The 19,854-nt window shown below is 70.3% G+C and carries 17 protein-coding genes; 12 read left to right on the top strand and 5 right to left on the bottom strand.

Annotated elements, in window-relative coordinates:
- From C1I95_RS03320 to C1I95_RS03310, 3 genes are all read left to right on the top strand, one after another.
- Window positions 1-463, top strand: a 463-nt coding sequence (locus C1I95_RS03320; RefSeq protein WP_146605622.1) for a carbon-nitrogen hydrolase family protein, incomplete at its 5' end; no start/stop codon positions are given.
- A gap of 59 nt (window positions 464-522) precedes the next feature.
- The gene (locus C1I95_RS03315; protein ID WP_111212259.1) at window positions 523-1,167 is read left to right on the top strand and encodes an HAD family hydrolase; all 645 of its coding nucleotides are present in this window, start codon (window positions 523-525) and stop codon (window positions 1,165-1,167) included.
- Window positions 1,168-1,325: 158 nt separating this feature from the next.
- Window positions 1,326-2,261, top strand: a complete 936-nt coding sequence (locus tag C1I95_RS03310; protein ID WP_111212258.1) for an RIO1 family regulatory kinase/ATPase domain-containing protein — start codon at window positions 1,326-1,328, stop codon at window positions 2,259-2,261.
- Between the two features lie 134 nt (window positions 2,262-2,395).
- Here the strand turns inward: C1I95_RS03310 and C1I95_RS03305 are convergent, their stop codons facing one another.
- A complete protein-coding gene (locus tag C1I95_RS03305) occupies window positions 2,396-2,644 on the bottom strand; it encodes a DUF2630 family protein (RefSeq protein ID WP_111212257.1) in 249 nt (82 codons plus the stop codon).
- 116 nt (window positions 2,645-2,760) lie between these two features.
- Here C1I95_RS03305 and C1I95_RS03300 point away from each other — a divergent pair, with 116 nt between their 5' ends.
- The 5 genes from C1I95_RS03300 (at window position 2,761) to C1I95_RS03280 (ending at window position 7,247) form a co-directional block, all read left to right on the top strand.
- Window positions 2,761-3,033 (top strand): hypothetical protein, encoded by a 273-nt coding sequence (locus C1I95_RS03300; RefSeq protein WP_111212256.1) that lies wholly within the window; start codon window positions 2,761-2,763, stop codon window positions 3,031-3,033.
- 109 nt (window positions 3,034-3,142) lie between these two features.
- Complete coding sequence (locus C1I95_RS03295) at window positions 3,143-5,761, top strand: sensor histidine kinase (RefSeq protein ID WP_111212255.1); 2,619 nt, start codon at window positions 3,143-3,145, stop codon at window positions 5,759-5,761.
- An 88-nt stretch (window positions 5,762-5,849) separates the two neighbouring features.
- Window positions 5,850-6,272, top strand: coding sequence for a roadblock/LC7 domain-containing protein (locus C1I95_RS03290; RefSeq protein WP_111212254.1), 423 nt, complete (start codon window positions 5,850-5,852; stop codon window positions 6,270-6,272).
- Window positions 6,273-6,277: 5 nt separating this feature from the next.
- Window positions 6,278-6,664, top strand: a complete 387-nt coding sequence (locus C1I95_RS03285) for a DUF742 domain-containing protein (RefSeq protein WP_111212253.1) — start codon at window positions 6,278-6,280, stop codon at window positions 6,662-6,664.
- The gene (locus C1I95_RS03280; RefSeq protein WP_111212252.1) at window positions 6,645-7,247 is read left to right on the top strand and encodes a GTP-binding protein; all 603 of its coding nucleotides are present in this window, start codon (window positions 6,645-6,647) and stop codon (window positions 7,245-7,247) included. The genes C1I95_RS03285 and C1I95_RS03280 overlap by 20 nt, the downstream gene beginning before the upstream one ends.
- Before the next feature lie 105 nt (window positions 7,248-7,352).
- On the opposite strand, the gene C1I95_RS03275 is transcribed toward C1I95_RS03280, so the two are convergent.
- A complete protein-coding gene (locus tag C1I95_RS03275) occupies window positions 7,353-10,205 on the bottom strand; it encodes an aconitate hydratase (RefSeq protein ID WP_111212251.1) in 2,853 nt (950 codons plus the stop codon).
- Window positions 10,206-10,363: 158 nt separating this feature from the next.
- Here C1I95_RS03275 and C1I95_RS03270 point away from each other — a divergent pair, with 158 nt between their 5' ends.
- Window positions 10,364-10,717, top strand: a complete 354-nt coding sequence (locus C1I95_RS03270; protein ID WP_111212250.1) for a VOC family protein — start codon at window positions 10,364-10,366, stop codon at window positions 10,715-10,717.
- Window positions 10,718-10,834: 117 nt separating this feature from the next.
- Complete coding sequence (locus C1I95_RS03265) at window positions 10,835-11,491, top strand: DedA family protein (protein WP_111212265.1); 657 nt, start codon at window positions 10,835-10,837, stop codon at window positions 11,489-11,491.
- 194 nt (window positions 11,492-11,685) lie between these two features.
- Here C1I95_RS03265 and C1I95_RS03260 read toward each other — a convergent pair whose 3' ends face one another.
- The gene (locus tag C1I95_RS03260) at window positions 11,686-12,342 is read right to left on the bottom strand and encodes a C39 family peptidase (protein ID WP_111212249.1); all 657 of its coding nucleotides are present in this window, start codon (window positions 12,340-12,342) and stop codon (window positions 11,686-11,688) included.
- 449 nt (window positions 12,343-12,791) lie between these two features.
- Window positions 12,792-13,517 (bottom strand): DUF899 family protein, encoded by a 726-nt coding sequence (locus tag C1I95_RS03255; RefSeq protein ID WP_111212248.1) that lies wholly within the window; start codon window positions 13,515-13,517, stop codon window positions 12,792-12,794.
- A gap of 51 nt (window positions 13,518-13,568) precedes the next feature.
- Here C1I95_RS03255 and C1I95_RS03250 point away from each other — a divergent pair, with 51 nt between their 5' ends.
- Window positions 13,569-14,285, top strand: coding sequence for a winged helix-turn-helix transcriptional regulator (locus C1I95_RS03250; protein WP_158566270.1), 717 nt, complete (start codon window positions 13,569-13,571; stop codon window positions 14,283-14,285).
- 47 nt (window positions 14,286-14,332) lie between these two features.
- Here the strand turns inward: C1I95_RS03250 and C1I95_RS03245 are convergent, their stop codons facing one another.
- Window positions 14,333-15,574, bottom strand: a complete 1,242-nt coding sequence (locus tag C1I95_RS03245; protein WP_111212246.1) for an ATP-binding protein — start codon at window positions 15,572-15,574, stop codon at window positions 14,333-14,335.
- A gap of 171 nt (window positions 15,575-15,745) precedes the next feature.
- On the opposite strand from C1I95_RS03245, the gene C1I95_RS03240 reads away from it, so the two are divergent.
- Window positions 15,746-19,849, top strand: a complete 4,104-nt coding sequence (locus C1I95_RS03240; protein ID WP_158566268.1) for a LamG domain-containing protein — start codon at window positions 15,746-15,748, stop codon at window positions 19,847-19,849.
- The last annotated feature ends 5 nt before the right edge of the window (window positions 19,850-19,854 follow it).

Here is a 19,854-nt window from a genome sequence, read left to right as displayed (position 1 = left end):
GCTTTGGGGCGGGGAGCGGGAACTGTTCCAGCCCGGCCGGCGCGGAGCCACCCTGCTGGTCGACGACTGGCGGCTCGGTCTGGGCATCTGCTACGACGGCTGCTTTCCCGAGCACGGCCGCGCCGCCGCCGACGACGGGGCGCACGGCTACCTCTGCCCCAGCGGCTACCTCGTCGGCTCCGAACACCGGCGCGACCTCTACTACGCCGCGCGGGCGCTGGACAACACGATGTACGTGGCCTTCGCCAATTCGGTCGGTGGCGCGGACCCGTGGCGGTTCAACGGCGGGGCGGCGATCTACGACCCGCAGGGCCGACCGTTGGCCCGGGGTGCCGACGGCGGGGAGGAGGTGCTGGTCGCCGTACTCGACCCGGCCGCCCTGGCGGCTACCCGGACGGCGCACTCGATGCTGCGCGACCGACCAGCGCACCAGGGTGCGCCCCGAGCGTCGGTGTCAGCCTGACGCGAGCAGGTAACCCGCGGCCCTGTCGGCGGGGCACCAAATTCCCGTAAGGTTCCCAAGTGCCGTTGCTCCTGCTGGATCTGGACAACACCCTGCTGGACCGGGCCGGGCCGTTCCGCACCTGGGCAGAGCGCTTCCTCGACAGTATCGGCGCCCCGCCGGGCGACCTCGAATGGCTGCTGTCCATCGACGCCGACGGGCTCACCGACCGCTGGGACGTCGCCGACGCCATCCGGGACCGCTACCGGCTGCGCATTCCCTCCATCGACCTGGTCGAGGAACTGCACGACGGGGTCGTCGAGTTCACCCGGCTCGACCCGCTGGTCGCCTGTGCGCTGCGGATCGCCGACGACGCCGGCTGGATGCCGGTGGTGGTAACCAACGGCGCGGTACGCCTGCAGGACGCCAAGATCCGGCGCACCGGGCTGGACCGGTACGTCGCCGACTGGGTGATCTCCGAGGAGGCCGGGGTCAGCAAACCCAACCCCAGGATCTTCGCGCTGGCCGCCCAGCGGGTCCGGATGCCGCTGCGCGGTGCCTGGGTGATCGGCGACGGCCCGGAGGCGGACATCGGTGGTGCCACCGCGGTCGGGCTGCCCAGCATCTGGCTGCACCGGGGCCGGCCCTGGACGGACACCCGGTTCGCGCCGACCGCGACCGTCGACACGGTGATCGCCGCAGTCGCCGCGGCTATGGGTGGCTGAACCGTAAACCGGTTGACCCGGCGCGTGGTCGCCGCGAGCATGGTCGTCGCATCGTGCATCCCGGGCGCGCGCCCGGTCGAGGAGAGGGGGTCGGTCATGGCCGTCTTCGCAGGTCAATTCCGGCCTCCAACCACCTCGAACAAGGGACGACCAGCGCAGTGCGCGATCACGACTTCTCGGCGCCAGAGCGCCGGGCCCGCGGCAGGCGCCGCTTCGACGACGACGAACCACACTTCCTGAAGCACGGCCGGGCCTCCGGACCCGCCCCGGCCGACCCCGACGACGAACCCGAACCGGACACCGGTGCGGTCTGGTCGTCCTGGGACGATGCCGTGCAGGGTCCGCAACCCCACCCGGACTGGCTGGTCACCGAGCTGGCCGCGAAGGACACCGAACTGGGGGTGCTCAAGACCGGCAAGGAGGCGGACGTCCACCTGGTCCGCCGGGCCGTCCCCGGCACCGACCGGTCCTGCCTGCTCGCGGCGAAGCGCTACCGCGACCCCCGGCACCGGCTCTTCCACCGCGACGCCGGGTACCTGGAAGGGCGTCGGGTGCGCCGGTCCCGGGAGATGCGCGCGATGGCCGGCCGGACGGCGTTCGGCCGACAGATGATCGCCGGGCAGTGGGCGGCGGCCGAGTTCGCCGCGTTGGCCCAGCTCTGGGAGATCGGCGAGCGGTACGGCACCGTCGCCGTGCCGTACCCGGTGCAGCTGCGGGGCACCGAGCTGATGCTGGAGTTCCTCGGCGATCACGACGAGGGGCGGGCCGCACCCCGGTTGGCCGAACTGCGCCCGGCCCCGGCCGAGCTACGTGAGCTGTGGGGGCAACTGGTCGAGGCCCTGGTGGTGCTGGCTCGGGCAGGGTACGCGCACGGCGACCTGTCGCCGTACAACCTGCTTGTGCACGCGGGGCGACTGGTGTTGATCGACCTGCCGCAGGTGGTCGACGTGGTGGCGAACCCGCAGGGGCGGGACTTCCTGGCCCGGGACGTCCAGGTCGTCGCCACCTGGTTCGCGGCCCGCGGTCTGCCGCCGAACGTGGTGGACCCGGCCGCGCTGACCGAGGCGCTGTCGCGCGAGGCGGGCCTGCGCTGACCAGTGGGCTCCGGGTGGCGGGTGGACCGCCGCCCGGAGCCCGCCGGGTTCACGCCGTCACCCGGCCGCGCTCGCTGAGGCCGTCACCTCGCCGCGCTCGGCGTCGTCCGTGTGGCGTCGACCGGTGCGCTCGTTCATTGCAGGTAGCGCTCGACCTCGGGTACCGGGCGGGCCCCCTGGGCGTCGGGGTCGCCGTGGGCCTGCCGGGCGGCGCGCCGCCGGCGCAGCAGGTCCCAGCACTGGTCGAGAGATTCCTCCAGCTCACGCAGCCGGGTGCGGGCCTCGTCGTCGGTGCCCGCCTCGTTGGCCTGCGCCGCTGCGCGCAGCCGGTGCTCCTCGTCGACCAGATCGGAGATCCGGCTCAGGATGGTCTCGTCGTCCATGCCCCTGAGCCTGGCACAGCGAGACGGGTCGCGCCCGCATTCCCCCCGGTGAACCCGGCGACGCGGCGGGGGACGGCCCGACGGCGCACGGCGTAGATCATGGGAGCGTCCACGTCGTGCGCGGGATCCCCGGCGACGACCATGGGAGCAACGCGACGCCGCACTCCGCGGCGCAGCGGATCCTGCGGCTGGTCGACAACCTCGGGCGCGGCACCACCCGCGCCGACCTGATCGAGCACCCGCCACTGTGGCACGACAAGGGCCTCGGCGCGCCGGTGTCGAACGTACGGGCGGCGCTGCTCGCGGCGCGGCAGCTGGCGTTCTCGCCGACCGCGCCGGGCCCGCACGGCGGGCCGGCGCAGTGTCGCCCCGGGGCGACCAGGGCATGATCACGAGCGCTTGAGTTGATGCAGCGACGCTGTTAGCGTGCGCCGGGGTCGGTGCATGTGACGCCTTCCTGACCGACCGATCAGCTAGTTAACGGCCAGGGACGGTGTGATGAACTCCCGCAGTTCAAATCTGCGTACCAAGGTCGTGGCCCTGCTGGCCGTGCTGGTGGCACTCTGGGCCTTCGCCGCCTGGGTGACCGTCCGAGAGGGAGTAAACCTGGTCGGCGTGCGGGCGCTCGACGCCCGGGTGTTCGACCCCAGCGAGCCGCTGCTGCTGCAACTGCAGCTGGAACGGCGTACCTCGCTGGCGTACCTGGGGCGGCCGGCCGAGGCGCAGCGGGGTGAGCTGGAGCAGTTGCGGCAGCGTACCGACGAGCTGGCCGCCGAGTTCGCCCAGTCGGCCGACAACTGGCAGGTCAGCCTGCTCGGCAGCGAGGACCTGCGCGAACGCGTCACAGAGCTGAATCGGGGACTGGACACGCTGCGGGACACCCGCACCGCCGTCGACGGGCGCAACATCGGCCGCAGCGAGGTCGGGAAGGCGTTCACCGAGCTGATCGAGTCGATCTACCAGATCTACCACGAGCTCGGCAATCTCGACGACGACGAGGTCGCCGACGACACCGCCCAACTGATCCGGCTCAACCGGGCCCGGGAGCTGCTGTCCCAGGAGGACGCCCTGCTCGCCGGTGTGCTGGCCGCCGGCCGAATCACCCCGGCCGAGCGGGCGGAGTTCGCCCGCGTGGTGGGTGCCCGGCAGTTCCTCGCCGAGCAGGCGGTCATCAGCCTGCCGGACGCCGATCAGCGTCGCTACGCGCAACTGATCGCCGGCCCGAACTTCCGGCGGCTGGCCGAGTTGGAGAAACAGGTCATGCTCGGCTCCGGCAACTCCCGGCTGCCGTTCACCGCCAAGGAGTGGGCCGACACCACCAGCCCCTCGCTGATCGAGATCGGCGACGCCGTGCTGGCCGGTGGAGACGACCTCGTCAAGCGGGCCACCCCCGTCGCGGCCGGCGTCGTCGTCCGGCTGGTGCTCGCCGGTGGTCTCGGCCTGCTGGCGGTCATCGCCTTGGTGGTCGTCTCGGTCACCACCGCGCGGGCCCTGGTGCAGCAGCTGCAACGGCTACGTGACGCCGGTTTCCAACTCGCCCACGAGCGGCTGCCGAGCGTGGTGGAGCGGCTCGGCCGCGGCGAGCAGGTCGACGTCGGCAAGGAGGCGTCGCCGTTGCAGCTCGGTGCCGACGAGATCGGCCAGGTGGGTCGGGCCTTCAACGCCGTGCAGGAGACTGCCATCCGCACCACGGTGGAGCAGGCCGAGCTGCGTCGCGCCGTCAGCGAGGTGTTCCTCAGCCTGGCCCGGAGCAACCAGTCACTGGTGCATCGCCAGCTCACCCTGCTGGACTCGATGGAGCGGCGGGAGCGCGACGCGGAGGAACTGGAGGACCTGTTCCGCGTCGACCACCTGGCCACCCGGATGCGGCGCAACGCGGAGAACTTGATCGTGCTCTGCGGCTCCACGCCCGACCGTGCCTGGCAGCGCAGTGTGCCCATGGTGGACGTGATCCGTAGCGCGGTCGGCGAGATCGAGGACTACAGCCGGGTCACCGTGCTCCCGATCGGCGGGGTGTCGCTGGCCGGGCGGGCCGTCGGCGACGTGATCCACCTGCTCGCCGAGCTGATCGAGAACGGGCTGTCCTTCTCCCCGCCGCACACCAGCGTGGAAGTGCGCGGCCAACTGGTCGCCAACGGGTACGCCATCGAGATCGAGGACCGCGGTCTGGGCATGACCGAGGGGGACCTCGCCGCGGCCAACCACCGGATCGTGGACCGTTCCGAGCTGAACCTCGCCGACGCGTCCCGGCTGGGGCTCTACGTGGTGAGCCGGCTGATCGACCGGCACGAGGTGCGGGTGCAGCTGAAGGAGTCCGCGTACGGTGGGACGACCGCCGTGGTGCTGATTCCGAGTATTTTGATCATCGCCGACGGTGCCGAGCCGGGTGCCCTGGGCGAAAACCGGGCCGAAACTCCGGCCCCGGCCGCCGGGTCGGCTCCCGCCGACCCGGATGCGTGGTCGGCCGCGCCGGTGGCCCCCGCCGCGCCGGTCGCCCTTCCGGCACCCCGGGCCCCGGCCGAAGCCGACACCGCAGTCGGCAAGCCGGACGGCACCGTCGAACACGGCGGGGACGCACCAGTGGAGGTTCACCTCGGGCCCACCGATGGCACCGACGGTGCCGGGCTGCCGACCCGGTCGCGGCGCCGTCCGGGACATACAGCACTCGACGGCCCGACCATTCCGATCGCGCTGCCGATCACCTCGGCGCCGACTGGTGACGGGGCGATCCGGCTGGCGCGGCGACCCGCCGACGTGACCGCTGGCGGCGGCCAGCCGACCGACGCCGCGACCACGGCCGGATCCCCGCTGTCGAGCACCGCGGCGGCCTGGACCGAGTCGGGCGGTGCCGCGGCGGCCGAGGCCGAGCCGACCCGTACCGAGTCGGGCCTGCCGGTCCGGGTCCGGCAGGCCAGTCTCGCGCCGGCGCTGCGGGCCGAGCGCGAGGGCGTGGCGGAGGGCGACGACGTCCTCCGCGAACCCGAACAGGTTCGACGGATGATGAGTTCGTACCAGACGGGCACCCAGCGTGGACGCTCCGACGCCGCCCGTCTGCTCGATGGAGGCGGTCGGCGTGACGCGGACGAGTCCGGCGACGCTGACCAACAGGCGACCTGACTGAGATCGGGAGCCCGGCGATAGCGGGCGACCGCCGGTCAGTCCCAGATGAGCAATGGCGTAGAGCCGGGGAGAAGAGGACGACGAAGTGGCGCAGAAGACGGCTTCGAGTGCCGACCTGACGTGGTTGCTGGACGACCTGGTCGGTCGGGTCAAGCAGGCCGAACACGCGGTCGCACTGTCCGGTGACGGTCTGCTGATGGCCTCCTCGAAGGGGCTCAGCCGCGACGACGGCGAGCACCTGGCGGCGATGGCGGCCGGCATCCAGAGCCTGGCCCGGGGTGCCGGCAAGCGGTTCGGTGGCGGGCAGGTGCAGCAGACGATCATCGAGATGCAGTCGTCGTTCATGTTCGTCACAGCCGCCGGCCGCAACGCCTGCCTCGCGGTGCTGGCCAGTGAGGACGCGGACGTGGGACTGATCGCGTACGAGATGGCCATGCTGGTCACCCGGGTCGGCAAGTACGTCGCGTCGCCGTCACGATCGGCCGAGCAGCCCAACTGGGAGCAGTAGCCCGGATGGCGGTGAAGGGGAAGTCCGCCGACCATCAGTGGGTGGACGACCATGCCGGTCCGGTGGTTCGTCCGTACGCGGTGACCGGCGGCCGGGCCCGACCGGTCACCGGCACGTTCGACCTGATCTCCCTGGTGACGGCGACCCGTCGGGACGTCTCGCCGGAGCCCGGGCTCGGCCCGGAGCATCTGGCGATCGTCGGCCTGTGCCAGCGGATGCAGTCCGTCGCCGAGATCGCGGCACATCTGGACCTGCCGGTGGGCACCGTGCGCGTCCTGCTCGGCGACCTGGTGGCGCGCAACCTGGTACAGATCCGGGAGCCGCACCGCGCCGTCGGCGTTTCCGACCACAGCATCTTCGAGGCGGTTATCCATGGACTACGGGCACTCTGAGCGGCCGTCGGAGGCAGCCATCCTGCCCACAGCGATCAAGATCCTGGTCGCGGGCGGCTTCGGAGCCGGCAAGACGACGCTGGTCGGCGCGGTCAGCGAGACGCGTCCGTTGCGGACCGAGGAGGTGCTGACCGAATCAGGAGTCGGCATCGACGACATCTCCGGCGTCGAGGCCAAACGGACCACGACCGTCGCGATGGACTTCGGCCGGATCACCATCAGCGACGACCTGGTGCTGTACCTGTTCGGCACCCCGGGCCAGGACCGGTTCTGGTTCGTCTGGGACGAGCTGGCGCTCGGCGCGATCGGCGCGGTGGTGCTGGCCGACACCCGCCGGCTGGCCGACTGCTTCCCCTCCATCGACTACTTCGAGGAACGGGACACACCGTTCCTGGTCGCGGTCAACTGCTTCGAGGGGGCGCGGCAGTACCGGCTCGACGAGGTGCAGGCGGCGCTGAACCTTGACCCCGAGGTGCCGGTGCTGCTCTGCGACGCCCGGCGTCGGGAGTCGGCCAAGGAGGTGCTCATCAGCCTGGTCGAGCACGCCCTGAAGCTCCGGGAGGCCCGTCGCCGCGTCGGGTGACCCCGGGGGACGGCAACCCCGGGCCCGCCAACCCGACACCGGGTACCTCCAGATCACGAAGGGCTCCTTCCCGCACGGAAAGGAGCCCTTCGGCCTTGTGGTACGTCAGTTGGCGATCATGCGGCGCAGCACGTACTGCAGGATGCCGCCGTGCCGGTAGTAGTCCGCCTCACCGGGGGTGTCGATCCGGACGACCGCGTCGAACTCCAGGCCGCCGTCGGTGGTGACCCGCACCGTACGCGGGGTCGAGCCGTCGTTGAGCGCGGTCACCCCGGTGATGGTGAACGTCTCGGTGCCGGTCAGCCCCAGCGAGTCGGCGTTCTCCCCGACCGGGTACTGCAGCGGCAGCACGCCCATGCCGATGAGGTTGGAGCGGTGGATCCGCTCGTACGACTCGGCGATGACCGCCTTGACCCCCAGCAGCATGGTGCCCTTGGCCGCCCAGTCCCGCGACGAGCCGGAGCCGTACTCCTTGCCGGCCAGGATGACCAGCGGGACGCCGGCCTGCTGGTAGGTCATCGAGGCGTCGTAGATCGAGGTCGTCTCGCCGGTCAGGTGGTTGACCGTGAAGCCGCCCTCCACCCCCGGGACCAGCTGGTTGCGCAGCCGGATGTTGGCGAAGGTGCCCCGGATCATCACCTCGTGGTTGCCCCGGCGGGAGCCGTACGAGTTGAACTCGTGCCGCGGCACGCCGTGCCCGGCGAGGTACTCACCGGCGGGGGAGTCGGCCTTGATGGAGCCGGCCGGGGAGATGTGGTCGGTGGTCACCGAGTCACCCAGCTTGGCCAGCACGCGGGCACCGGCGATGTCGGCCACCGGCTGTGGCTGGTGCGCCATCCCCTCGAAGTACGGGGGCTTGCGGACGTAGGTGGATTCGCCGTCCCAGGCGAAGGTGTCCCCGGTCGGCGTCGGCAGCGACTGCCAGCGCTCGTCACCGGCGAAGACGTCGGCGTACGCGGCGCTGAAGCCGGTGGCACCGATCGCCGAGGCGATGACCTCCTGGATCTCGGCGGTGCTCGGCCAGATGTCGCGCAGGAAGACCGGCTGGCCCTCGCTGTCCTCGCCGATCGGCTCGTTGGCCAGGTCGATGTCCATCGTGCCGGCGAGGGCGTACGCGACCACCAGCGGCGGGGACGCCAGGTAGTTCATCTTCACGTCCGGGTTGATCCGGCCCTCGAAGTTGCGGTTGCCAGAGAGCACCGACACGACGGCGAGGTCGGCCTCGTTCACTGCGGCGGAGATCTCCTCCGGCAGCGGGCCGGAGTTGCCGATGCAGGTGGTGCAGCCGTAGCCGACCAGGTGGAAGCCGAGCTTCTCCAGGTACGGCGTGAGGCCGGCCCGCTCGTAGTAGTCCATGACGACCTTGGAGCCGGGCGCGAGGGTGGTCTTCACCCACGGCTTGCGGTTCAGGCCCTTGTCCACCGCGTTGCGGGCGAGCAGCGCCGCGCCGATCATGACCTGCGGGTTGGACGTGTTGGTGCAGGAGGTGATGGCGGCGATCACCACCGCGCCGTGGTCCAGCTCGTACTCGACGCCGTCGTCGCCGGTGACCCGGATCGGGTTGCTGGCCCGTCCGCCGGAGCCGACGGCGGCGGTCACCAGGTCACGCGGGGCGTCGGCCGGGTCGTTGACCTCGTTGGCCGGGGAGTCGCTGGCCGGGAAGGATTCGGCGCTGGCCTCGTCGGCCGGGCCGGCGGTGCCGTACGGCGGGTTGGTGCGCACACCGCCGCGGGCGTCGGCGTCGCTGCCGGTCTGGTCGGCCGCGACGTAGTCGGTCAGCGCGGAGCGGAACAGGGTCTTGGCGCTGCCCAGCGGCACCCGGTCCTGCGGACGCTTCGGGCCGGCGAGGGACGGCTCGATGGTGCCCAGGTCGAGCTCCAGGTGCTCGGAGTACTCCGGCTCGGCGGCCGGGTCGTGCCAGAGCCCCTGCTCCTTGGCGTACGCCTCGACCAGCGCGACCTGCTGCGGGTCGCGGCCGGTCAGCTCCAGGTAGCGGACGGTCTCGGTGTCGATCGGGAAGATCGCCACGGTGGAGCCGTACTCCGGCGACATGTTGCCGATGGTGGCCCGGTTGGCCAGCGGCACCGCGCTCACGCCCGGGCCGTAGAACTCGACGAACTTGCCGACCACGCCGTGCTTGCGCAGCATCTCGGTGATGGTGAGCACCAGGTCGGTGGCGGTGGTGCCGGCCGGCATCTCGCCGGAGAGCTTGAAGCCGACGACCCGCGGGATCAGCATGCTGACCGGCTGGCCCAGCATGGCGGCCTCGGCCTCGATGCCGCCGACGCCCCAGCCCAGCACGCCCAGGCCGTTGACCATCGTGGTGTGCGAGTCGGTGCCGACGACGGTGTCCGGGTACGCCTGGCCGCCGCGCTCCATCACGGTGCGGGCCAGGTACTCGATGTTGACCTGGTGCACGATGCCGGTGCCCGGCGGGACCACCTTGAACTCGTTGAAGGCGGTCTGCCCCCAGCGCAGGAACTGGTAGCGCTCCTTGTTACGGGTGTACTCCAGCTCGACGTTGCGCTCGAAGGCGTCTTCCCGGCCGAACAGGTCGGCGATCACGGAGTGGTCGATGACCAGCTCCGCGGGGGCGAGCGGGTTCACCTTGGTGGGGTCGCCGCCGAGTTCGCGGACGGCCTCACGCATGGTGGCCAGGTCGACCACGCACGGTACGCCGGTGAAGTCCTGCATCAGCACCCGGGCCGGGGTGAACTGGATCTCGACGCTCGGGTCCGCGGTCGGGTCCCAGGCGCCGAGCTGGCGGATGTGCTCGGCGGTGATGTTCGCGCCGTCCTCGGTCCGCAGCAGGTTTTCCAGCAGGATCTTCAGGCTGTAGGGGAGCCGCTCGTGGCCCTCCACCTGGCTGATCTTGAAAATCTCGTAGCTCGCGTCTCCGACGCGTAGCTGGGTCTTCGCACCGAAGGTGTCGAGGCTCGCCACGTCGTACTCCTTCACACCAGCGACCGTGAGTAGTCCTGAGCAGTCTGTCGCACCGGCCGGAGCGCCGCCGTGGTTAGGCAACACTTACCGCCGATTCTCGCTGTCAACAAAACCGTACGTCCGTCTTGCTATAAGTGCAACCCGATGCCATCGTGTGGACGGGAGGTGCAACCATGATCCACCACGTTCAACTGGCCTGCCCGCGGGGCTCCGAGGACCGCTCGCGGGCCTACTACGTCGGCCTGCTCGGCCTGACCGAGCAGGCCAAACCACCGGCCCTCGCGGCCCGCGGCGGTTGCTGGTTCAGCGGGTACGGCGCCGAACTGCACCTGGGCGTCGAGGACGACTTCCGCCCGGCCCGCAAGGCGCATCCCGCCCTGCTCCGGCCCGACCTGGACGCCCTCGCCGCCCGACTGGCCGCCGCCGGATACCCGGTGACCTGGGGCGGGAACGAACTGCCGGGGATGCGCCGCTTCCACACCGAGGACGCGCACGGCAACCGGCTGGAGTTCGTCACCCCGGCCTGACCCCCTTCGCCGCCCCGCCACGGGTGCCGGTGGCCCGGCCGGGTGGCCGCCCGGTCTGCGGGCCGTCCGACCCGTCGGACCCGGGTAGGGTTCGACGTCGGATCGGAAGGGGTGGCGGTGGTAGACGTACAGCACTGGCTCGCCGCGTTTCCCCCCGGCGTGGTCTACCTGATCGTCGCCGGGGTGATCGGCGTGGAGAGCATGGGCGTTCCGCTGCCCGGCGAGATCGTGCTGGTCAGCTCCGCCCTCCTCGCCGCCACCGGGGTGATCCAGCCCGAGTGGGTGGCCACCGCCGCCGCGGCCGGCGCCATCGTCGGCGACTCCATCGGGTACGCGGTCGGCCGACGCGGGGGCCGACCGTTGCTGGAACGGCTGGGCCGGCGGTTCCCCCGACACCTCGGACCGGCACACCTTGCCCGCGCGGAACAGAGCTTCGCCCGGCACGGGGTCTGGGCAGTCTTCTTCGGCCGGTTCGTGGCCCTGCTGCGGATCCTCGCCGGGCCCCTGGCGGGCGCGCTGCACGTGCCGTACCGCCGGTTCCTGCTGGCGAATGTGGCCGGCGGCCTGGTCTGGGCGTTCGGCACCACGTACCTGCTCTTCACCGTGGGCCGGGCCGCCGAACACTGGCTCAAGGACCTCTCCTGGGCCGGGCTGGTGGTCGCGGTGCTCGCCGGCCTCACCAGCACCTGGTGGCTGCGCCGCCGTGCCCGGCGGCTGGCACCGGCCGAGTCCCCCGACGACGCCGAGCCGGTACCCGTCAGCAGCGACCGCTGACCTCGAACGTCCGGCCTGGCCGGAGCCCGCGTCGGGCCGGCCGTGGGGACGGCGAGGAACCTTGCGTCCGGCCGTGGACACGCCGAAGGGCCGACCCCGTGTGGGGTCGGCCCTTCGGCTGCTGGCTGAAAGGAAGGGGTCCTTGTTGACGCCTGGTGTGGAGGAGGGGTCCCTTCCTAACACTTGTTGGGTTGTCAGCTGGCGGTGTAGCCGCGGGTGGCGATCCAGTTGGCCAGGTTGTCGATGCTGATCCGGTACGACGCGGTGTTCGGGTTGGCGGAGTCGGCGATCGTCACGGTCTTGCCGTTGTCGCGGTAGCCGACGACGCTGATGTAGTGGCCGCCTTCGAAGGAGTGGGTGGTGCCGTCGGTGTCGGTGGCGGTGCCGGCGATGTTGGCGACTACGGCGCGGCCGTCGTCGACGGTACGGACGACGTCGTCTCGCAGCTTGTCGGCCTGCTTGCTGTCGGCCTTCGCGCCGGAGATCTCCACCGACTTGTAGACGTTCTTACCGGTTTCCTTGTTCAGGACGGGGGTGATGTCGTTGATGGAGTTGGTGCCGTCCTCGGTGGTGCCCATTTCCTTGGCCATGGCGTCGACGTTGATGTCCTTGCCCTGCACCGACAGGGCGTTACGGGTCGCGGCCGGACCGCAGTAGTAGAAGTTCGGCTGGGCCTCGTAGCGGACGTTCAGCTCACGCTCGCTGCTCTTACGGCCGGCCTGCACGGTGGCGGTGGCGGCCTGCGCGCCCGGGGTGGCCTGGGCGGCGATGGCGGGGCCGGCGATGCCGCCGGCGGTGGCGGCGGTGGCGGCGATGGTCAGGGCGGTCTTACGCAGGATGTCGGTACGCATGATGAGTCACGCCTTCCGTTCGGGGGTGTGCGGCACGGATCAACCCGTGAAGGGGATCGCGGTGCTGCGGGGGTTTAGGGGTACGCCCGGCGGGGGGCTGCTCGGGCGTCCGGGGGGTGTAACGATCCCGGCCGGTCCCGCATTCCCGCGGGCCAGGGTTCCGGGGGCTACCGGCTCACGGCGCGGAGGGCGCCGGCGGTGTGCCATGTACAACGACCCGCGGCCCGGCATCATTCCCCGCCGGCCAGCCCCGACCACCGGACACCAAACCCCAAACCCGACACCGGACGCACCACGGATCGGCGCGCTCCTAGGTGGGTAGCTCCGCGCCGGACCCCAGCCCCAAAGCGGACATCAGGCGCACCGTACCGCCATCGGGGCGCACCTGATGCGACCGCACAGGCCCGTCCAATGGCGCGGCGGGGTCGTTGATGCCCGCGTCGTCGCACTCAGTGGCAGTGGTGCTCGTCCGCTGCCCGGACCGGCGTGACCTGCGGGCGGGTCCATTGCGCCGTTGGGCGGCCGTCCTTGCGCCAGAAGCTGTACGTCGGGTCCTGCGGCCAGCCCTCGGGGGAGTCCTCCCAGGCCTCCTGCCGGCCGTAGACGGTCATGTCGAGCAGCTTGAGCGAGCCCATGATCGCCTCGACGCCGCGGCCGGTCGTCTCGTAGGTGAGGTAGACCCGGTCGCCCTGGCGGAGGTAGCAGGCGATGGCGCCGCTGTCGGCGAAGGCGGGCTCGTCGACGCCGTACGTCGAATACCACGGGTGGGTGTAGCCCATGAACTCCCGGAACGGCGCCATCTCCTCGTACGGCCCCTCGCCGAAGACCGCGAACGTGATGCCGCGTGCCTCGAGGTAGACCGAGTTCTGGAAGTTCCAGATGCTGATGGTGCAGCCCTCGCACTGCCCCTCGAACGGCTTGCCGAGGTGCCACATGTGCTTGTAGACGACGAGCTGGTCGCGCCCTTCGAAGATGTCGAGCATCGAGGTCGGGCCCCGCTCGCCGACGAGCTTGACGGGCGCGATCTCGGTCATCGGGAGGCGGCGGCGCGCGGCGGCGAGTGCGTCACCCTCCCGGGTGTGGGCCTTCTCCCGGACGAGGAGAACGTCCCGCTCGCGAAGCCAGGTTTCGCGGTCGACGACGGGAGGGGCGGCGCTCGTGTCGATGCTCTCCATGGTGGTACTTTAAACATAGTTCTTGCTCGTGTGAAGAGAGTGACTAGTCGGTTGCCTGTCAAGCGGACCTATGCCCACCTCGGCGACGCCTGCCGGGCGGCGAACGCCCTCGACCTGGTGGGCGACCGATGGGCGCTCATCGTCGTACGCGAACTGATCCTCGGACCCAGACGCTTCGCCGACCTGCAGGAGGCGGTCCGTGGCATCACCCCGGCCGTCCTCGCCGACCGGCTCAGGTCACTGCAGCAGGCCGGCATCGTCGAGCAGGTGACCCTCACCGATCTGGCGCGCACCCGTGCGTACGCCGCGACCGAGTGGGGTCGTGGGCTGGAGTCCGTCCTGGGGTCGCTGGGGCGGTGGTATTCCGCCGGTCCGGACCCGAGCACCCACGGTGGCATGACCCCGGACGCCATGATCCTCGCCATGCGCGCCATGGCACCGCCCGCGCCCGTCGACCTCCCGCCCATTGCCCTTCGCCTGTACGACGCCCGCCGGCCCGACCCGCCGATGCGCGACTACCACCTGGCCGCCGTCGGCCGTGTCCTGGACATCCAGCCCGGTGTCGCGGTCAACCCGGTGGCGACCGTGACCACCGAGTCGACGGTCTGGAGCGAGGTGCTCTTCGGCGGCCTGTCGCTCGCCGACGCCGAGCGCGACGGGGCCGTACGCGTCGAGGGCGACCGGGACGCGATCGAACGTGTCGTACGGCTATACGCCGAGGCGTCGGAACCCGACTCGGCGAGGGCTGACCGCGTTTCCGGTGGTTGAGCGGGTCGGCCCTTCGCTTGGACGCCGACGAACTGGCGAGGCAGGGGTCAGGCCGTTGTCCAGAGGGCCGAGATGGGCAGAGCGGTCAGGCCTTCGCCGAAGCTGAGCGAGTCCGTGCCGCAGTGGAGGACGAAGCCGGCCCGGAACCGGTCGCCGAGGCGGCGTTGGAGTAGCCGGATGCCACGGAAGTCTTCACCCCGGACGGTCTCCGATGCCTTCACCTCGATCCCGACCACATTGCCCGCGTTGTCCTCCAGGATCGCGTCGACCTCGTACTGGTCGCGGTCCCGGTAGTGGTAGAGCCGGAGGGAGTGCCGTGCCCAAGTCAGTTGGCGGCCCAACTCGCCGAGGACGAAGTTCTCCAGGAGGCCGCCGAGCGGCGCGTCCGAGACCGCCCCGGCGGTGAGGTAGCCGGCCACCCCGGAGTCGACGAAGATGACTTTGGGGGTGGCCGTGGCTCGGGTCGTCGAGTTCGCGGACCACGCGGGGACGATCCGGATGAGGTAGATGGTCTCCAGGATGTGCAGGTAGCTGCGAACTGTCGGCGCGGTGATGCTCAGTTCGCTGGCGAGCCGGTTGACGTTGAGCAGACCGGCCGTCTGGGCGGCCAGCAGGGAAAGCAGGCGGCGCATGTCGCCGACGCGTTCGATCTCCGCCACCTGCTTCACATCGCGTGCGATCAGGTCGGCCAGGTAGCCCTCGAAGAAGCGTTCGCGGCGTCGGGGCGCCTCCCGCCGGATCGCCTCGGGATAGCCGCCCCGGGCGGCTCGGGCCAGATAATCCCGGCGCCGGAGGTCGGTCACCGGCGCGCGTAGGTCGGCGCCGTGCGCGAAGGCGGCATCCACGAAGTTGTCCGTGGTGCCATCGATCTCGCCCTGCGACAGCGGCCACAACTCGACGGTCTCGGAACGCCCGGGAAGGGAGTCCGGCACGCTCCGCAGGCCCAGCAAACGGGCCGAGCCGGTGAGCAGGAAACGGCCCGGCCGAGGGTCACGGTCGACCAGGTTCTTGATCGCGAGCCAGAGGTCCGGGACCCGCTGCACCTCGTCGATCAGCATGAGGCCGTCGTGACGTACGAAGCCGACCGGATCCGCCGCTGCGGCGGCGCGGGTGCCCGGATCGTCGAGGAAGCGCGCGACGCCGTCGGAGTGGTGTCGCAACACCACCTCGGCGAGCGTGCTCTTGCCAACCTGCCGGGCGCCGTTGACGACCACCACCCTGGTGTCGGTCAGGGCCTCCAGGACCAGGTCGGCCGCTCGTCGGGGCAGGTAGTCACCAGCTCTGCGCATGGCCTGATCGTACTCTCGACCTTCCTTCTGCCGAAGGCCCTACCTTCAATCTGCCGATCAGCTCACCTTCCTTCCGCCGAGCGATGGACTTTCGATCTGCCGAGGAGGCAGGCTCCAATCGTCCACCCAGAGTAGGGCCACGGAGGGTAGTCGTTGGCCTCCGCTATGGCGTTGGGGCTGATCTTTCTGTACGTTGTGCCGCAACTGTTGATCACGCTGCTCTACGGGGGTGCGGCTGTGCCGTCGGTCCGTTCTGCCTGGCTTTCGTCCACTGTGGCCAGTGTGTTGCTGGCGGCCTCGCTTCAGGTGGTGTGGCCGCCTGATCGCGCCGCCGCCGAGCCTGCGGATCCCTGCCCTGTCGGGGCGGCGCCGACGGCGGAGTCGGAGTTCGCGGCGCAGGCGTTGGCGGAGTCCTGTGACACGGCCGTCGAAGTGCTGGCGGCGGCGTCGGAGACGACGAAGGTATTCGCCCAGCCGTCCGGTGACTTCACCCTCGAGTCGTGGGCCGAGCCGCAGTGGGCCAAGCGGGACGGTTCCTGGCGGGAGATCGACACGACGTTGGTGGTGGGGACCGACGGCTTTGTGCGTCCGGTCGCGTCGGCGGCCGACGTGGTCTTCTCGCGAGGCGGGACGGGCGCGTTCGCCTCGATGACCGGCGCCGGCGCGAGCTTCTCGTTGGGCTGGCCGAGCACACTCCCGCAGGGCGTGATCGCTGATGACACCATCACCTACCCGAGCGTGTACCCGGACGTCGACCTGGTGGTCCGTGCCGAGCGCGGTGGCTTCTCCCACCTGCTCGTGGTGAAGAGCGCCGCAGCGGCGGACAATCCTCTGGTCCGCGAGACGCGCTACGTCGTGGGCGGCTCGGCCGAGGTGTCCGTGGTGGACGGCGCCGTCACCATCTCCGGCCCCGACGGTCTACTGGCTGCGGCTCCGCCGGCTGTGGCGTGGGACTCTGCACCTCCGACGAGGACCGTGGCCAGCGGCGCGCGCTCTGCGTTCCTCGCGGCCGACGAGCCCTCCGCTTTCGACTCGGACCGGTCGACCACACGGGGTCCGGCGGACTCTGCAACGGTCGCCCCGGTCGACGTCAAGGTCGAAGACGGCTCCCTGACTGTCGCCGCCGCCCCTGAAGTGTTGGACGCCGGGCATTTCCCGGTCTTCATCGATCCGACGTACGACAGGAAGTGGGCCAGTTGGGCTCCGGTTAACGATTCCCGGCCGACCACTCAGTGGACTTCGGGCACGGATTGGCCGCGTGAGGTGGCGCGTGTGGGGTCGAACTATGAGAGCCACGGGGACATTTGGCGTTCACACTTCTACTTCGATACCTCGGCGCTGGTCGGAAAGCGGCTGACCGGAGCGGCCAGCCTGGATGCATGGCTGGTGCACACCGGCGATTGCGCGGGCGAGTCGATCGCCATCTGGCAGACGAACTCTCTGGCCGCCAACACTCCGACGTGGAACGGCATGAAGGACAAGTGGCTGCACGACGGGGCCTTGCAGACCAAGCTCGGCAAGGCGAACGCGGGGTGCGGTCAGAAGGCCGACTGGCTGGCATTCAACGGCTCACAGGTCAAGCATCACGTCCAGCGGCACGCGGACGCCGGCCACACCTCGATCACCTTCGGGTTGCGGATGGGGACTGAGAGTGGTGGCCGGTGGGCGAAGTTCGACCCGGCCAACGTCAAACTGAAGACCGACTACCAACACAAGCCGACCTCGCCAGTGGCGATCCGAACTACGCCCGGCGGCAATTGCGCCACGTCGTCGCCGGGTCCGTGGATCACCAACCGCACGCCGACGTTGTTCGGCAAGGCTAACGACGGCGACGGCACCGTCAAGATCCAGTTCGACCTCAACGGCCCGACCAGCCCCGCCGATCACACGTCCGACTGGACCCCCTCCGGCAAGGAGCGCGGCTGGATGACCCCCACCCTGGCCGAGGGCAACTACAACTGGCGGGTCCGCGGCACCGACGGAGTAGATGTAGACATGACCTCCTGGACGGGCTGGTGCTACTTCCGGCTTGACCACACCCCACCCACTGCCCCGGTGGTCACCCGCACCTCGGGCACCCCGATCGCCGGTCAACCGGTGACGCTCTCCTTCACCTCGTCGGATGCCCGCTCCGGAATGAAGCAGTTCGCCTACGGCATCGGCGTCGACGCCCAGCAGCAGTTCAAGGCATCCACCGGTACGACGACGATCACGTTCACTCCGGAAACCGGCCGCACCGTCGTCTACGTGTGGGCGCAGGACAACGCCGGGAACTACTCGGCACGTACCGCGTATAACTTCTTCACCGGCCGTATTACCGAAGCCCAAGCACAGGGCGCCTGGCGCTTCGACGGCGACGCACTCGACGACTCCGGCCAAGGCCGGAACTTCACGCTTGGCACCGGCGTTGGCTACGGCCCCGACCGTAAGGGCAATGCCAACGCCGCGTTGACCTTCAACGGAACGGGCTGTGCGGCGACGTCGCCAGCGGTTCGCACCGACGCCGAGTACACCGTCGCGGGCTGGGCGAAAATCGCCGACAAGCTCAGTGTCCGTGCCCTGGTGGCCCAGGGCGGTACGTCCCGCTCATCGTTTTACCTGCAGTACAACGGGCCGAGTGACCGGTGGCAGCTAACGCTGAGCAACGCCGACATCGCCGACGCGACGTTCACCACGATCTCGGCGCCAGCGGCGACACCACTGAATGCGTGGCAGCACGTGGCGGTAACGGTGGACCCAGTCGCCAAGGTGGCGCGGCTGTACCTCGACGGGCGGCTTGCAGCCGAGGGGAGCCTTCCCTTCGCGCCGTGGAATGCTCAGGAACGACTCCTCGTGGGATGTGTTGGGACCGGGAGTTCCGCCTGGAACCAGATGAGTGGCTCCATCGATCACCTCGGAATCTGGCAGGGCCTGCTCTCGGACGCGCAGATCGCGCGTACCGCAACGGAGCTGCCCGCCGGCCCCGTTGGTGACTGGCCGTTGCACGCTAACGGCTCCGAGACCACCGATCGTTCCTCTGACGCGATACTGCCCGAGGAGGTCGACTGGGCCGACGACCAGTATGGCCGGGCCGAGTCGGCGATGGTGCTCGACGGCACTCGGTGCGCACTGACGGAGGGCACGGTGCTGCGCACAGACGAGTCGTTCACCGTCGCAGCGTGGGTCAAGCTGGCCGCCGTCGGCGCTGGCAACCAGACAGTCATCGGGCAGGACGGTAACCGGGTCAGTGGTTGGTATCTCGGCACTCGATACTCCGGCGGCGTCCCGTACTGGTCACTGATGATGAAGCCGGCGGACGACGAGAACTCGCCATCCCAGTTCACCCGCTCTCCTTTGGCGATCACTGCTGATGTGGGCAAATGGACCCACCTGGCAGGCGTTTACGACGCCACCGCCCAGCGGATGAGCCTCTATATCAATGGTCGTCCGGCGGCCTGGGTCGCTCGGACCGGAGGGCCGTGGCGGGCTGGTGGATCGATGACAATCGGCTGTGCGTTGTACGCCGGTGTCTACGGCGATCACGTCGACGGGGCGATCTCCGGGGTCCGGGTCTGGCGGGGCGCGCTGACCGACGCGGAGATGGCCGCGGTGCACGGCGGCAACCCGGCGGTGAAGCTGGAGGGGATGTGGCCGCTGGACGGTCCGGCCAGCGACACGCCGACGTACCTGGCCGATTACTCGGGCAATGGCCGTGACCTGACCATTACTGGCCCGTACAGCTGGGCTCGGGACCGCGGCTACGGCCGTGACGGCGCTCTGGGTCTGGAGCTGGCCGCGAATTCCTGCGCTGAGAGCGCCGGCCCGGTGGTTCGCACCGACGCTTCGTTCACCGTGACCGCCTGGGTGCTGCTCGAACAGACGACCGATCACCACACGGTGGTCTCGCAGGTCGGCAATGTGCATGGCGGCTTCTACCTGAAGTACAACCCGACTCAGGACCGGTGGCACTTCGGGATCCCGTCGACCGGGGACAGCACCTCAGCGACCTGGCACACGGCGGAGTCGCAGGGGCCACCGGAACTGGGCAAGTGGACACACCTGGCAGGCGTTTACGACGTGGCGGCCGGCAAGGTGCGGCTGTATGTCGACGGCGAGGTGCAGGGTGAGGCCAACGGGCCAGCCTCGCCCTGGATGGCGGCAGGGCCGACGTTGATCGGATGCAACGGTGCCGCCGACGGTCGCCGATGGTCGCCGCTTGGCGGCGTCGTCGACGATGTCCGGATCTGGACCTCGACCGTCGATCCCGATCGGATTGCCGGCCTCGCCGCTGGCTGATCGCA

The sequence above is a fragment of the Micromonospora craterilacus genome, assembly GCF_003236315.1.
GTDB classification, from domain to species: domain Bacteria; phylum Actinomycetota; class Actinomycetes; order Mycobacteriales; family Micromonosporaceae; genus Micromonospora; species Micromonospora craterilacus.
The sequence above is the reverse complement of the archived record's forward strand: the minus strand, read 5'-3'. Positions and strand labels throughout refer to the sequence as shown.

Bases quoted from the DNA above. Each gene is read 5' to 3' on its own strand.
- C1I95_RS03305 (WP_111212257.1), bottom strand. From the start codon at position 2,644: ATGGACGACGAGACCATCCTGAGCCGGATCTCCGATCTGGTCGACGAG.
- C1I95_RS03295 (WP_111212255.1), top strand. From the start codon at position 3,143: ATGAACTCCCGCAGTTCAAATCTGCGTACCAAGGTCGTGGCCCTGCTG.
- C1I95_RS03285 (WP_111212253.1), top strand. From the start codon at position 6,278: ATGGCGGTGAAGGGGAAGTCCGCCGACCATCAGTGGGTGGACGACCAT.
- C1I95_RS03280 (WP_111212252.1), top strand. From the start codon at position 6,645: ATGGACTACGGGCACTCTGAGCGGCCGTCGGAGGCAGCCATCCTGCCC.
- C1I95_RS03270 (WP_111212250.1), top strand. From the start codon at position 10,364: ATGATCCACCACGTTCAACTGGCCTGCCCGCGGGGCTCCGAGGACCGC.
- C1I95_RS03260 (WP_111212249.1), bottom strand. From the start codon at position 12,342: ATGCGTACCGACATCCTGCGTAAGACCGCCCTGACCATCGCCGCCACC.
- C1I95_RS03255 (WP_111212248.1), bottom strand. From the start codon at position 13,517: ATGGAGAGCATCGACACGAGCGCCGCCCCTCCCGTCGTCGACCGCGAA.
- C1I95_RS03245 (WP_111212246.1), bottom strand. From the start codon at position 15,574: ATGCGCAGAGCTGGTGACTACCTGCCCCGACGAGCGGCCGACCTGGTC.